We start from the raw sequence: 13,498 nt of genomic DNA on the forward strand, positions 1-13,498 counted from the left end.
GCCTATTCCGCATCCGCGAGTTGGGCGATCAGACCGGAGCGCACTTCGGCGACGATCCGCGCGAGATCGTCGTTGCGCACGTATTCGAGTTCAGGCACCGACTTTTGTAATTCGCTCGGCGCCTGCGACGCCAGACCGATCAAACGCTCTTTCAACATGCTTAGAAACTCCGGGTCGGACTCGGCTTCGACCAACAAGGCGTGCAGATCGGCGAGCGCATCGGCGCCGCCGGCGAACGGTTCGCCCGCCGCGCTCGAATGCACGATCGGCTGCGTCGCGATCTTCACTTTTTCCAGCCACAGACGGTCGTGGCTGATCGCCGCGATCTGCGCCAGCACTTCGGCGCGCAATTGCGCTTCTAGACCGAATAGCGCGCCATGCGCTTCGGTCGCGCCGGTGATGGTAACCCGCACCGCGAGCGGCACGGGTTGCGCGGCGGATTCGACGAGCGCATCGAGCGCGCGTCCGACCGCGAGCGCGACGTCATCGAGCGTGACGGCTTCGCTGGCATCGACGATAACGGACTCCCAGCGCAAGACATCGATGAAAAGCCGCTCGACGCTCACCTCTTCCGTCTCCGAAACGTGGACGATCACCGCGCCGCGCCGGCCCGGTTCGCGGATATTGCGGCCCTGCAAGTTGCCAGGGAACACGATCGTGGAGGCCTCTTGCCAGATGGCGAAATCGTGCACGTGGCCAAGCGCCCAGTAGTGATATTGCCGCGCGTGCAACTCGGCGATCGAGCACGGCGCGTAACTCGCGTGCGCCGCGCTGCCTTCGAGCGCGGTATGCAACACGCCGATGTTGAAGTAGCCCTCGACCGGCTGCGGATACGCGGTGACGAGATTCGTCGTGACCGCTTTTTCCTTGAAGCTGTGGCCGTGCAGCGCCACCTTCAGGGCGTCGAGTCGAAAGGTCTGCGGCTTTCTGCTCGAAAACGTGTGCACGTTGTCGGGTAGCTGCAACTGGCTCGTCATCTCGCTCTCGGCGTCGTGATTGCCGAAGAGCACATAAACCGGAATGCCCGCGCGTCGCAAGCGCCCCATCTCGCGGCAAAAGAAGATGCCGGTGTTGTAGTCGCGCCAGGTGCCGTCGTAGAGATCGCCCGCGATGACCATGAAGTCCACCGCCTCTTCGAGCGCGACATCGACGAGCTTCGTGAATGCGTCGCGCGTGGCGTTGCGTAAGAGATCGGCGGGCGCGTCGGCATAAGCGGCGAGACCGTGCAACGGGCTGTCCAGATGGATATCCGCCGCGTGAACGAACCGCATGGCGTTGCCTCCTTTTTGATGTACTCGATGACCGCGCGGAGCGACGATGATAGCAGCCGCAAAGAACGAATCGCGTCGCGTTGGAACGCGTTTCTTCGGGACGCGATGTGTCCCTGCGGGCTTGCACAATGACTCACTCGCATCCGCCGAAGAACGAACAGAACGAGGAGAACAAGTGAGCGCAACGAGCCCTTACACCACGCAGACAGTCGATGCCGCCATCGTGCATCTGGAACGCGTCCTGTCGAAGGAAGGCGCGAATTCGCTGTTCGGCCAGACGTACTGGCGCAGTCGCGTGCAGCAGGTCAGCGCGACGCGCGGCCTGCATCGCGACCAGCGCATGCGGCTCGAACGTCTCATGCGGCTGCTTTCGGACGTTTCGAGCGCCGCGCTATGTCTATGACACTCAAGCCCGCACGAGCGCTTGTGCCAGCGCAACGAACTCCGCCACCGGCACTTCTTCGGCGCGACGCGCGAGATCGAAGCCGAGCGCGTCGAAATCGATTCGGTCGCGATACGCGCCGAGATTGTTGCGCAGGACCTTGCGACGCTGCGCGAAAGCAGCCTTGACGACTTCACTCAAGGTCGCCTCATCCACCACGAGCAGTTCGTGCGGCGCGAACGGAATCATCCGCACGATCGCGGAATTCACCTTCGGCGGCGGCTGGAAAGATTCAGGCGGCACGTCGATCAGCTTGTCCATCACGTAGCGGTATTGCAGCATCACGGACAGGCGGCCGTAGTCCTTGCTGGCGGGCTCGGCAATCATGCGATCGACCACTTCGTCCTGCAGCATGAAGTGCTGGTCGATCACCTTGGGCGCGAAGCTCGTCAGGTGGAACAAGAGCGGACTCGAAATGTTGTACGGCAGATTCCCGACAATACGCAGCGTCGGCTTGTCGCCTTCCAGCGCGAGCGAGCCGAAGTCGAATTCGAGCGCATCGGCGGAATGCACGACGAGACGCTCGCCAAAGCGCTTTTCCAACCGGCCGATCAAATCGCGGTCGAGTTCCACGGCGTGCAGCGGCGACTCGGGCGTGGCCACCCGTTCGATCAGCGGCTCGGTCAGCGCGGCAAGACCCGGTCCGATTTCGACCATGCGTTCGCCGCGTTTCGGCGCGATCGTATCCACGATCGAATCGATCACGCCTTGATCGACGAGAAAGTTCTGCCCGAAGCGCTTGCGCGCGAAATGGCCCTGGTGTCTGGTGGACATCGGTCTGACGCCTTTGAAACTGATGTGAATGAAGAACCGCGCGACGCTCAGACGCCGCGCTTGTCTCGGTGCTTGTGGCGCGCCATCGTGACGGCGGCGTCGATGGCCGCGATCATGCTGCCCGCATCGGCGCGGCCCGTGCCCGCGAGATCGAGCGCCGTGCCGTGATCGACGGAAGTGCGGATGATCGGCAAACCCAGCGTGACATTGATGCCTTCGCCAAAGGTTGCGAATTTCAGTACCGGCAAGCCCTGGTCGTGGAACATCGCGAGCACGCAATCGGCGTCTTTCAGATAGCGCGGCTGAAACAGAGTATCCGCCGGATACGGACCCGGCGCGTCGATACCGAACGCGCGAGCACGTTCGAGCGCGGGCGCGATGACATCGATTTCCTCGCGGCCGAGATAACCGTTCTCGCCCGCATGCGGGTTCAGCCCGGTCACGAGAATACGCGGCGCTGCGAGGCCGAAATGCGCGCGCAGATCGTGATCGATGATGCGCAGCGTCTCGACCAATCCGTCGATGGTCAGTGCCGCGGACACGTCCTTCAGCGGCAGATGCGTGGTGGCAAGCGCAACGCGTAATGGCCGCTCGCCCGTGCCCGCCAGCATCATCACGACTTGCGGTGTATGCGTGCGCTCGGCGAGATATTCGGTGTGGCCGGTGAAAGGCACGCCGGCGTCGTTGATCGTGCTCTTTTGCAGCGGTGCGGTAACGATGGCGTCGAACCGGCCTGCGAGCGCGCCGTCGATGGCTGCATCGAGCAGATTCAGCACGTAACGGCCGTTGGCCGCGTTCAGCTTGCCGGCCTCGGCGGGCGCGGCAAGCGCATGATGCTCGATCTCGATTCCACCATGCGCGGCAGGCCAGGACGCGGCGCGTGCCTTGAGCAACTCGCGGTCGCCCAGCACGACGAAGCGCGCTAACGGCCAGCGCGCCTGCGCTTCCCGCAAGGCGGCCGCCGTCAATTCCGGACCGACGCCCGCCGGTTCGCCTGTGGTGATCGCGATGGTGATCGCCGGGGCGAGCGGATGGGTGTCGGCGTTCATGCGGTCTTACTGCTGGGCTTGCGCCGCAATGCCCTTGTACTGCACGTAGGCGGTGTCACGCAGTTCGCGCAGCCAGTCGGAGTACGCCTGTTCCGCCTTGCGCTGACCAATGGCCTGACGCGCGATATCGAGCTGCTGCGTGGCCGACCCTTCCGCGTCGCGCCGGCCCAGCACCTGGATCAGGTGATAGCCGTATTCGCTGCGCACCGGGTCGCTCACGGCGTCGTCCTGCAGACTGTTCATCGCGCGTTCGAACTCGGGCACGGTTTCGCCCGGGCTGATCCAGCCGAGATCGCCGCCTTGCGAGGCCGAACCGTCTTGCGAATACGTGCGCGCGAAGTTCGCGAAATCGCCGCCCGAGAGCACTTGCTGCTTGATGTCGAGCAGCTTCTGGCGCGCGGATTGTTCCGACATGCCATCCGACACGCGCAGCAGAATGTGACGCACGTGCGTCTGCACGAGCTTCGGCGCATCGGCCGCGGTGCCCTGGCTCGCGCGGCGCTCGACCAGCTTGACGATCTCGAAGCCGCCGTCGGTGCGCAGAAGCGTCGGCACGACCTGACCGGGACGCAACGTGGCCACCGCCGACACGATGCCCGCCGGCAACGTGCCCGGCGTGCGAAAGCCGAGGTCGCCGCCCTTGCCTGCGTCCGTGTCCTGCGAATTCTGCTTGGCAAGTTTCGCGAAGTCGTCGCCGTTTTGCGCTTGCTTAAGCACCGCGTCGGCTTGCGCCTGCACCTTCGCGACATCGGCGGAAGATGCGTCGGAAGGCAGCTTGAACATGATGTGCTGCAGGTGCAGATCGCTCGAGTTGCGCGCGCCGGGACCGCGCTGGCTGGCGATGTAGTTCGCCACTTCGCCGTCGGACACGGTGATCTTGCTGTCCACTTCCTTTTCGCGCAGCTTGGAGAGCGTGAGTTCGGTGCGGGCGTCGCGCGTGAAGGTGGTCCAGGGCACGCCTTGCGCCTCGATGCGCGAGCGGTAGACGTCGAGCGTCATCTGGTTTTGCTGCGCGAGACGCTCGAGCGTGCGGTTCACGGTGGCGTCGTCGACGACGATGTTGTCTTCCTTCGCGCGCTGCAACTGAATGCGCTCGAGCACCATCTGATCGAGCACCTGCTGCTGCAATTGTTCAGCGGGCGGCACCGGCGCGTTCTGTTGTTGCAGACGCTGCGCGATGAGGCGCGAGCGGTCTTCGAGTTCGCGCCGCGTAATGACGCCGTCGTTGACGATCGCGACGACCGAATCGGTGATTTGGGCACTGCTGCCATTCGACAACGCCTGCGCACCGGCCGGCGAACTCAGGATCAGAGCGGCAGCGATCACGCTTGTTGCAACTACCGTCGATCGAAACATATTCACGTTTGCCACAGATACTCCATCAAATACGGGTCGTGCCCGTTCGTATGCTGCTTCTCGTGCGGTTCTGGCGAGCCGCCTTACTGCTTCTTAGCTGCGTGTTAGAGGATGCCTTGTCCGCCTGCGTTCCCCGAGGCTCACTCGTAGTTGCTGTAGCGGGCGAGCGGCGGCGCTGCTGGCGGCGGAGGCTGGTAGCCCTGGACGCTCGCGCGGAACGCGCTGACGAGGCCGTTGTCGACGTTCGACAGGCCCTTGAACGTAAGCTGCGCGAGCACGCGCGTGCCGGACGAGGGCTGACCGCTGGTGTTGACGCCATTAGCGTAACGTTGCGCGCCGAAACCAAGCGCCCAGCAGTCGGCATCGTACTGGAAGCCCACGAGGCCGTCGACGAGCCGATGACTCGCAAGATCATAATTGACACGAGCGACCGCATAGAGACGATTCGTGAGCGGCCACTCGCCGGACACCAGGATCTGGTTGATCGGCTCGTTCACGAGCGTGGTCTGGTTGGAACGCGTGTAGCGGTAGCCGACGTTGATCACCTTGCGGTCGGCCGGGCTGAACGCGAAGCCGATGCTCGAGCGCACGAGCTGATTATTGTCGACATTATATTGGAACGCGGTTTCCGAGGCGAAACCAGCTCCCAGCTTGATCGCCGCGCCCGCGATGAGGTCCGAGTGCTTGGCCTCGTTGATTGGCTGATCCTCGGAGATCGTGACGCGCTGGCTCGTGAAATAGTACTGCTGCGCGATGACGAAACGCGCACGTTCATCGCCCGTCGCCGGGTTGATGAAGCGCGTCGTAAGGCCCGCCGTGATGCGGTTTGCGTCCGCGATCCGGTCGTTGCCGACGAACGTGTTCGGCGTGTAAATCTCGGCGAGACCGAAGTCGGCTTCGGCGGTATCGAAGATCGGCGCGAAATTCTGGTTGTGATACGGCGTGTAGACGTAGTAAAGCCGCGGTTCCAGCGTCTGGATGTAGTCCTGGCCGAAAAGCCGCACCGAGCGGTCGAACACGAGACCTGAGTCGAAACTGAGCGTCGGGATCGATTCGGTGAAGTTCTTCGGCTGGCCTGCCGGCGTCAGCGGTTGGCCCGCAATCGGCCCGGTCGCGATATGGCTCAGGTCGTAAGACGCGAAGTGCCACTGAATCTTCGGCGTGACAAAGTAGCCCGGCGCGTTGACCCCGTAACTCACGTACGGGTTGAAGTACATGCGCTGACCGTCGGTCGCGCCTTCCTCGGTGATCGTGAAGCGCGTGAAATCCGCTTCGGCGCCGTAGTCGAAACCGCCGACGTTGAACTTGCTGTACTGCACGTTCAACTGCGGTTCGCGCGCATACGGCGGGACCGACGGCTGCAACGTCTGCCAGCGCTGTTCGCGCGCAAGCACGGACCACGGTCCGTTGCTGTATGTCAGACCCGCTTCCTGCTGGTAGAGCAACTGCGTGCCGTTCAGGAACTGGTTCGACGCGTTGCCCAGGTCTTCCGGATACTGACTGTCCGAAACCTTGTTGTAATTGACGTAACCCGCAAAGCCGCCGCCGAAGTTCTGAAAATGCTTCCAGAAGATGGCATAGCGGTTCGTGTGCGTTTCGCGATCGTTCGGCAAATAGTCGCCAGTGAACGAGCCGGAGTAAGTAGGCGACAGATAGCGGTACGTCGCTTCCATCAGCACACCGCGCTGCGTCATGACGCGCGGCGTTACCGTCAGATCGCGATTAGGCGCGATGTTGAAATAGTACGGCGCTGTCAGTTCGAAGCCCGTGTTCGAACTTACCGAAAAAGTCGGCGGCAGAAAGCCACTGCGGCGGTCGCCCGTCAACGGAAACGACAGCCACGGGCTTGCGAATACCGGCACGCCCTGGAAGAACAGCACGCCGTTATGCGCGACGCCGTCTTCGGCGCCGGTATCGAAATCGAACGAACTGCCCTTGATGTACCAGGCCGGATTGGTTTCGCACGCGCAGGCCGTGTAGGTGCCGTGATCGACACGCGCCCGCTCGTTATCGATGATATCGATGCGCTCCGCGCTGCCCGAGCCGCCCGTCAGCAGGAAGTGGTACTTCGGGTTCGTCATGAACCCTTCGTTCGCCTCAACCTTCAAATGCGCTTCGGGACCCACGAACGACACGCCGTTGTTGATGAGCCTGACATTGCCGAAAGCATCGGCCATGTCGGTGTCCTGGTCGTAATGGAGCGCATCGCCCTTTATGACCGTCACCGTGCGCCGGATTTCCGCCGAACCTTTCGCCGCCATGTCCTCGTCGGACGTGCCAGTGGTCTTGTCGCCGAGAAGAAAACTCGTTGGCTGCTGGCCGCTCTTCAGCGGGCGCTCTTCCAGTTGGGGCGCGAGACGCAGGCTGCCGGGACCGTCGATTGGCTGCGGTTCGGCTGCGGGTCCTGCAAGCTGAGCGTGCGCGAAAGCGGGCATCAGGCCCGGAACGGATAAAAGCGCGGCGACGAGCCGCCGCCGGCGTGGCTGAGCGTCGCCTGGAATCTTCGATGCGGGAAACTGTCGTGGCGGCATGTATGGGTGGCGGTTCGATCCCGTTCGCGTCCTGAGCGCGATGCCGACAAGTCTGCGGCCGCGCTTTTGGCCGCGCTGTGACCGCACATGCGTCGAGGTCGAAACTGGACGGTCCGTTGCCAGGCAGGGACGACACTCGATCGAACGGTGACGCGGACAGTCGTCGGGCCTGGCGCCAGGCTTGAAACGGATCGCTTAAAAAAGTCGTGGGGTATTATATGGCAAGATGTTTTGCCTCTCGAATTTATGACGCACATTCCCCCCGATTCCCGCTTCGAACAACTTCGTTCGTGGCTGCAAACCCTCACCGATCGTTACCGGCTCGATGTCGCGACGCTCGCGCCCGCGTCGGCCGACGCCAGCTTTCGCCGCTACTTCCGGCTGGAGAGCGCATCGGAGCATGGCAGCACGCTCATCGCCGTCGATGCCCCGCCGCCCGAGAAATGCCGCGAGTTCGTGCAAGTGGCAGGCTTGCTCGAAACCGCCAACGTGCATGTGCCGAAGATTCTCGAAGCCGACTTCGAGGCCGGCTTCATGCTCGTGACCGATCTCGGCACGACCACCTACATCTCCGTCCTCGATGATAAGAACGCGCGCGGGCTCATGCGCGACGCCATCGACGCGCTGATCCGCTTCCAGCAGACTTCGCGCGAAGGCGTGCTCCCGCCGTTCGACGAAGCGTTCCTGCGTCGCGAGATGGAGTTGATGCCCGAGTGGTTCATCGGCCGTCACCTTGGCCGCGAGGTCACACAAGCCGAGCGCAAGACGCTCGACAAGACCTTCGATCTGCTCGTCAAAAGCGCGCTCGCGCAACCGCGGACTTTCATGCTGCGCGACTTCATGCCGCGCAATCTGATGGTCGCGGAGCCGAACCCCGGCGTGCTGGATTTTCAGGACGCGGTGTACGGGCCGATTGCGTACGACATCGCATCGCTCATGCGCGACGCGTTCATCAGCTGGGACGAAGAGTTTCAGCTCGACTGTATCGTGTACTACTGGGAACGCGCGCGAAAGGCCGGCCTTCCGGTCGATGCGGACTTCGGCGAGTTCTATCGTCAGGTCGAGTGGATGGGCCTGCAGCGGCACATCAAGGTGCTCGGGCTGTTCGCGCGCATTCATTATCGCGATGGCAAGTCGCACTATCTGGCGGACTTGCCGCGCTTCATCGGCTACGCACGCAAGGTGGCCGAACGCTACGCGCCGCTCTTCCCCTTCGCGCGTCTGCTCGATCAGTGGGAAGGCCGCGCGATCGAAGTCGGCTATACGTTCTGAGCGGCCATGAGTCAAACCCTCAACACGGCGATGATCTTCGCCGCCGGCCGCGGCGAACGCATGCGCCCGCTCACCAATTCCTGCCCGAAGCCGCTGCTTGAAGTCGGCGGCAAGCCGTTGATCGTCTGGCAGATCGAGCGGCTCGCGGCGGCGGGCATCCAAACCATCGTCATCAATCACGCGTGGCTCGGCGAGCAGATCGAAGACGCGCTCGGCGACGGTTCGCGCTGGGGCGTCGAGTTGCGCTATTCCGCCGAGACCGACGCGCTGGAAACGGCGGGTGGAATCGCGCAGGCGCTGCATCTGATCGGGCGCGGCGTGTTTATCGCGGTGAGCGGTGATGTGTTCTGCGAGTTCGACTATGCGTCGCTCGGTGAGCGCGCCGACAAGCTCGCATCGCGCGATACGCCCGGCATGCATCTCGTGATGGTGCCCAATCCGCCCTTCCATCCAAACGGCGACTTTGCGTTGCGCGAAGACGGGCTGCTCGCCATCGACGGCGCGCCGCGCCATACGTTCGGCAACATCGGTCTCTACGACACGCGCATGTTCCATGACCTGACTCCGGGTACGCGCCGCGCGCTGACGCCGTATTACCGCGAGACCATCGCGGGCAGACGCGCCACCGGCGAGTTGTACGTAGGCCGCTGGGAGAACGTCGGCACGCCCGCGCAACTCGACGCGCTCGACCGGGAATTGCGCGCCCAAGCCTGAGGCGCGCCGGGATTGGGACGCATCCGATGGTAAAATGCGCAGTTCTGCCGTCTTTTCCTTCCAGCCGCAAGCAGAAGCTGACACGCCAAGCCATCATGTCCGATACCCGTCCCGATACCCTCTTCGCGCTCACCGCGCTTTCGCCGCTCGACGGTCGCTACGCCTCCAAGACCGAAGCCCTGCGCGAATGGCTCTCCGAGGCCGCATTCATGCGTCACCGCGTGACGGTCGAAATTCATTGGCTGATCGCGCTGTCGCGTGCGGGCTTCGCCGAAGTGCCGCGCTTTTCCGAGGCATCCGAGCAATTTCTGCTGAGCTTGGCCGAGCGCTTCACGGCGCACGACGCGGCGCGCATCAAGGACATCGAGCGCGTCACGAATCATGATGTGAAGGCAGTCGAATACTGGCTGAAGGAATCGGTCAAGGGTCAGCCGGAACTGGAACGCGCGAGCGAGTTCATTCACTTCGCGTGTACGTCGGAAGATATCAACAACACGTCGCACGGGCTCATGCTCGCCGGCGCGCGCGAACATGTGATCGTGCCCGCGCTGCGCTCGGTGCACGAGCGCCTGGTGAAGCTCGCGCACGCACACGCCGAACAGCCAATGCTCTCGCGCACGCACGGCCAGCCCGCGAGCCCGACGACGCTCGGCAAGGAAATCGCCAACGTGGCGGCGCGTCTGTCGCGCGCCATCGAACGTATCGTCGAGGTGCCGCTGCTTGGCAAGATGAACGGCGCGGTCGGCAATTACAACGCGCATCTGTCGGCGTATCCGGAGTTCGACTGGGAAGCGTTTTCGAAGGATGTCGTCGAAAACCGTTTGAAGCTCACGTTCAATCCGTACACGATCCAGATCGAGCCGCACGACTACATGGCCGAACTGTTCGATGCCGTCGCGCGCGCGAACACGATTCTGCTCGACCTCGATCGCGACGTGTGGGGCTATATCTCGCTTGGCTACTTCAAGCAGCGCACGAAGGCGGGCGAGATTGGTTCATCGACGATGCCGCACAAGGTCAACCCAATCGACTTCGAAAACTCGGAAGGCAATCTCGGCCTAGCGAACGCGACGCTGCGCCATCTTTCCGACAAGCTGCCGATTTCGCGCTGGCAGCGCGACCTCACCGATTCGACGGTGCTGCGCAATATCGGCGTGGCGTTCGGCTACTCGCTGCTCTCCTACGACGCGCTGATCCGCGGTCTGGACAAGCTCGAGGTGAACGCGGCGCGCCTGAACGAAGATCTCGACAATTGCTGGGAAGTGCTCGCCGAGCCCGTGCAAACGGTGATGCGCCGTTTCGGCATCGAGAATCCGTATGAGCAACTGAAGGAACTGACGCGCGGCAAAGGCATCACGCGCGAAGGCTTGCAGACGTTCATCAATGGTCTCGCGATTCCCGCGGATGCAAAGCAGTTGCTGCTCGACATGACGCCGGGTTCGTATATCGGCAAGGCGGTCGAGCTGGCGAAGCGAATCGCTTGACGTTCGATCGGGCCGCTTGAGCCGGCCCTTCCGCACTTGCTCGCTTCATAAAAGAAGGCCCCGCGCTTGAACACGCGGGGCCTTTTTTTGATGCCTATCGCTCCAGACTCAGCGCGTCTTGAGCTTCTCGATCACGTTATCCACGATCTGCTCAGGCGTGAGTTCAATACTCTCGATGATCGCCTCGTCTTCGCCCGGCTCTTCGAGCGTATCAAGCTGGCTTTGCAACAGCGACGGCTCGAAGAAGTGGCCTGTACGCGTCTGCAGGCGCTCCTTTAACACGTCGAACGTGCCTTGCAGATAGACGAAAACGACGTCCTTGTCGCCATCGCGCAAGATGTCGCGATACGAGCGCTTCAACGACGAGCACGTGAACACCGCCGTTTCGCCCGCGCGCTTTTTCTCTTCGATCGCCGCGCGGATCGTCTTTAGCCACGGCCAGCGGTCGTCGTCCGTCAGCGGGATGCCCTTGTGCATCTTTTCCTTGTTGGCGGCGCTGTGGAACGCGTCGCCGTCAGTGAACGGGCATTGCAGGCGTTCCGCCAGCATTTCGCCGATGCGGGTTTTGCCGGCGCCCGAGACGCCCATCGCGATGAGAATCATCAAAATCTCCTTACACGACCGCCGCGAGCGCGAAGGTCAAACCTAAACCCATCAGGGAAATCAGCGTTTCGAGCAACGACCAGGTCTTGAACGTCTGTCCGACCGTCATCCCGAAATACTCTTTGATCAGCCAGAAGCCGCCATCGTTCACGTGCGAGAAGATCAGCGAGCCAGAGCCGGTAGCAAGCACCAGCAACTCGGGACTGACGTGACCGCCTGCCGCCGCTGCAATCGGCGCCACGATACCGCAAGCGGTCGTCATGGCGACAGTCGCCGAGCCGGTGGCCAGGCGAATCAGCGCGGCGACGAACCAGCCGAGCAGCAAGGGCGAAAGATTCGCTTGCGAAGCCGTGGCGACGATCTGCTGAGAAATGCCGCTCTCACGCAGGATATTGCCGAAACCGCCGCCCGCGCCCACGATCAGCGTGATGCCCGCGATTGGCGCAAGACATTCGCCGCAGAACTTCTGGATCTGATCGCGATTGAAGCCGCGCGCCGCACCGAAAGTCCAGAAACTGACCAGCACGGCAATCAGAAGCGCCATGTCGGACTGACCGACGAAGCGTAGCAGGTCGTTGGGCAGCGTCTTCGGCGTGAAGACCAAGTCAGCCCAACTGCCGACGAGCATGAGAATCACCGGCAACAGAATGGTGAAGAGCGTAATGCCGAAGCTCGGCAGATCGCGCTTTTTTTCCGTATCGCCATGCTTGCTGATGAACTGGTCGGCCAGCGCATTGGCATCCGGCAGCTTAATGTACTTGTGGATCATGAGCGCAAAAAGCGGCCCGGCGACAATGGCGGTCGGAATCCCGACGATCAGACCATATGCAATCGTCCTGCCGATATCGGCGTGATACGCCTGCACCGCGAGCAACGCGGCCGGGTGCGGCGGAATCAAACCGTGCACGACCGAAAGGCCGGCGACCATCGGCAGACCGATCAGCAGCAAGGATTTGCCCGTGCGTTTGGCGACATTGAACGCGATCGGAATCAGCAGCACGAAACCCACCTCGAAGAACACCGGCAAGCCCACGATGATCGCCACAACCATCATCGCCCAGTGAATGTTCTTTTCGCCGAAGACATTGATCAGCGTATTGGCGACGCGCTCGGCGCCGCCGGATTCCGCCATCATTTTGCCGAGCATCGTGCCGAGACCCACGACGATGGCAATATGCCCGAGCGTATTGCCGTTGCCGGTCTCGAACGCCTTGACGATCTTGTCCATCGGCATGCCGACCGCAAGCGCGAGCAGCACGGACACAATGATCAGAACGAGAAACGGGTAAACCTTATAACGCGCGATCATCAGGATCAGAACCGCGATCGCGATTACCGCATAGAGCAGGAGCATGCTCCCGTGGACGGCCGGCATGACGCCTCCTTTGATTTTGTTGAGGTTTTTGGCGCTATGCGTGCGTTTGCCGTCGCTGCAAAGAAGCAACGGGCAAGCGCGTGCACCGCGCCGAAGAATCGGGATTTTACTGGTAAGCGGGAAAGTCGTCCGTAAAGCGGTCGAAGGACAACATAAAGCTGAATTTGGATGCGCGCGCCGTCGCTTGAATATGAAAAAAGCCGACTCTTGTTGAGAGTCGGCTCTTTCGTGCAAATTGCTTCGCGCTAATTCGAACAGCTTGAATCAGGACGCCGGATTCGCGGTCGGTGCGGCAGAACCGCAGGTGAAGGTGATCTCGCGCGGATCGTTACGGCCTTGATTGCCTTGCAGACCGTCGACTGCCTGCACCAAAACCACTTGGCGATCCTGGCAAATCTTTGTCGCCGCGCTCATGCACGACTTCTGCGACTCGAACAGACCGGAGCATGTGACACGATAGGCTTCGCCCTGATTTGCGATGTTCACCTTTCGAGCCGTATAGGCCAGGCCTGTGTCGGTGGTGCATGCAGACAACATTGCCGCTGCGGAGATGATGGAAATAAGATACTTGAACATCTTTCAACTGCCGGGTAATTGATGGTTGCTTGAATCGAGCGCCTGGGCAAA

Annotated in this window: 12 protein-coding genes; 4 read left to right on the top strand and 8 right to left on the bottom strand. The window is 62.1% G+C overall.

The window, feature by feature from the left end:
- Nucleotides 1-2 precede the first annotated feature (2 nt).
- Nucleotides 3-1,271 carry a DNA repair exonuclease gene (locus LDZ28_RS11070; RefSeq protein ID WP_244826200.1) on the bottom strand — a complete coding sequence of 423 codons (1,269 nt, stop codon included), beginning with the start codon at nt 1,269-1,271 and terminating at the stop codon, nt 3-5.
- Nucleotides 1,272-1,446: 175 nt separating this feature from the next.
- On the opposite strand from LDZ28_RS11070, the gene LDZ28_RS11075 reads away from it, so the two are divergent.
- Nucleotides 1,447-1,674 carry a hypothetical protein gene (locus LDZ28_RS11075; protein WP_244826201.1) on the top strand — a complete coding sequence of 76 codons (228 nt, stop codon included), beginning with the start codon at nt 1,447-1,449 and terminating at the stop codon, nt 1,672-1,674.
- 3 nt (nt 1,675-1,677) lie between these two features.
- On the opposite strand, the gene rsmA is transcribed toward LDZ28_RS11075, so the two are convergent.
- The 4 genes from rsmA to LDZ28_RS11095 all read right to left on the bottom strand — a co-directional run bounded on the left by rsmA (nt 1,678) and on the right by LDZ28_RS11095 (nt 7,423).
- Complete coding sequence (gene rsmA, locus LDZ28_RS11080; RefSeq protein ID WP_244826202.1) at nt 1,678-2,487, bottom strand: 16S rRNA (adenine(1518)-N(6)/adenine(1519)-N(6))-dimethyltransferase RsmA; 810 nt, start codon at nt 2,485-2,487, stop codon at nt 1,678-1,680.
- A gap of 47 nt (nt 2,488-2,534) precedes the next feature.
- Nucleotides 2,535-3,536, bottom strand: coding sequence for a 4-hydroxythreonine-4-phosphate dehydrogenase PdxA (gene pdxA / locus LDZ28_RS11085; protein ID WP_244826203.1), 1,002 nt, complete (start codon nt 3,534-3,536; stop codon nt 2,535-2,537).
- 6 nt (nt 3,537-3,542) lie between these two features.
- Nucleotides 3,543-4,892, bottom strand: coding sequence for a peptidylprolyl isomerase (locus LDZ28_RS11090; RefSeq protein ID WP_244828107.1), 1,350 nt, complete (start codon nt 4,890-4,892; stop codon nt 3,543-3,545).
- A 140-nt stretch (nt 4,893-5,032) separates the two neighbouring features.
- A complete protein-coding gene (locus LDZ28_RS11095; RefSeq protein WP_244826204.1) occupies nt 5,033-7,423 on the bottom strand; it encodes an LPS-assembly protein LptD in 2,391 nt (796 codons plus the stop codon).
- Between the two features lie 246 nt (nt 7,424-7,669).
- Between LDZ28_RS11095 and LDZ28_RS11100 the strand changes: the two genes are divergently transcribed.
- The 3 genes from LDZ28_RS11100 (at nt 7,670) to purB (ending at nt 10,893) form a co-directional block, all read left to right on the top strand.
- Entirely contained in the window at nt 7,670-8,695 is a 1,026-nt protein-coding gene (locus LDZ28_RS11100) for an aminoglycoside phosphotransferase family protein (protein ID WP_244826205.1), read from the top strand.
- A gap of 6 nt (nt 8,696-8,701) precedes the next feature.
- A complete protein-coding gene (gene murU, locus LDZ28_RS11105; RefSeq protein ID WP_244826206.1) occupies nt 8,702-9,409 on the top strand; it encodes an N-acetylmuramate alpha-1-phosphate uridylyltransferase MurU in 708 nt (235 codons plus the stop codon).
- Nucleotides 9,410-9,504: 95 nt separating this feature from the next.
- On the top strand, nt 9,505-10,893 hold the full coding sequence (gene purB / locus LDZ28_RS11110; protein WP_244826207.1) for an adenylosuccinate lyase: 1,389 nt from the start codon (nt 9,505-9,507) through the stop codon (nt 10,891-10,893).
- A gap of 108 nt (nt 10,894-11,001) precedes the next feature.
- Here the strand turns inward: purB and LDZ28_RS11115 are convergent, their stop codons facing one another.
- The 3 genes from LDZ28_RS11115 to LDZ28_RS11125 form a co-directional block, all read right to left on the bottom strand.
- On the bottom strand, nt 11,002-11,496 hold the full coding sequence (locus tag LDZ28_RS11115; RefSeq protein ID WP_244826208.1) for a gluconokinase: 495 nt from the start codon (nt 11,494-11,496) through the stop codon (nt 11,002-11,004).
- Between the two features lie 10 nt (nt 11,497-11,506).
- Complete coding sequence (locus LDZ28_RS11120) at nt 11,507-12,871, bottom strand: GntP family permease (RefSeq protein WP_244826209.1); 1,365 nt, start codon at nt 12,869-12,871, stop codon at nt 11,507-11,509.
- Between the two features lie 264 nt (nt 12,872-13,135).
- Nucleotides 13,136-13,447: a hypothetical protein gene (locus tag LDZ28_RS11125; protein WP_244826210.1), complete on the bottom strand. Its 312-nt coding sequence runs from the start codon at nt 13,445-13,447 to the stop codon at nt 13,136-13,138.
- Between the last annotated feature and the right edge of the window lie 51 nt (nt 13,448-13,498).

The sequence above is a fragment of the Caballeronia sp. TF1N1 genome (assembly GCF_022878925.1).
Lineage (GTDB): Bacteria > Pseudomonadota > Gammaproteobacteria > Burkholderiales > Burkholderiaceae > Caballeronia.

Bases quoted from the DNA above. Each gene is read 5' to 3' on its own strand.
- LDZ28_RS11070 (WP_244826200.1), bottom strand. From the start codon at position 1,271: ATGCGGTTCGTTCACGCGGCGGATATCCATCTGGACAGCCCGTTGCAC.
- rsmA (WP_244826202.1), bottom strand. From the start codon at position 2,487: ATGTCCACCAGACACCAGGGCCATTTCGCGCGCAAGCGCTTCGGGCAG.
- pdxA (WP_244826203.1), bottom strand. From the start codon at position 3,536: ATGAACGCCGACACCCATCCGCTCGCCCCGGCGATCACCATCGCGATC.
- LDZ28_RS11090 (WP_244828107.1), bottom strand. From the start codon at position 4,892: ATGTTTCGATCGACGGTAGTTGCAACAAGCGTGATCGCTGCCGCTCTG.
- LDZ28_RS11095 (WP_244826204.1), bottom strand. From the start codon at position 7,423: ATGCCGCCACGACAGTTTCCCGCATCGAAGATTCCAGGCGACGCTCAG.
- LDZ28_RS11100 (WP_244826205.1), top strand. From the start codon at position 7,670: ATGACGCACATTCCCCCCGATTCCCGCTTCGAACAACTTCGTTCGTGG.
- murU (WP_244826206.1), top strand. From the start codon at position 8,702: ATGAGTCAAACCCTCAACACGGCGATGATCTTCGCCGCCGGCCGCGGC.
- purB (WP_244826207.1), top strand. From the start codon at position 9,505: ATGTCCGATACCCGTCCCGATACCCTCTTCGCGCTCACCGCGCTTTCG.
- LDZ28_RS11115 (WP_244826208.1), bottom strand. From the start codon at position 11,496: ATGATTCTCATCGCGATGGGCGTCTCGGGCGCCGGCAAAACCCGCATC.
- LDZ28_RS11120 (WP_244826209.1), bottom strand. From the start codon at position 12,871: ATGCCGGCCGTCCACGGGAGCATGCTCCTGCTCTATGCGGTAATCGCG.
- LDZ28_RS11125 (WP_244826210.1), bottom strand. From the start codon at position 13,447: ATGTTCAAGTATCTTATTTCCATCATCTCCGCAGCGGCAATGTTGTCT.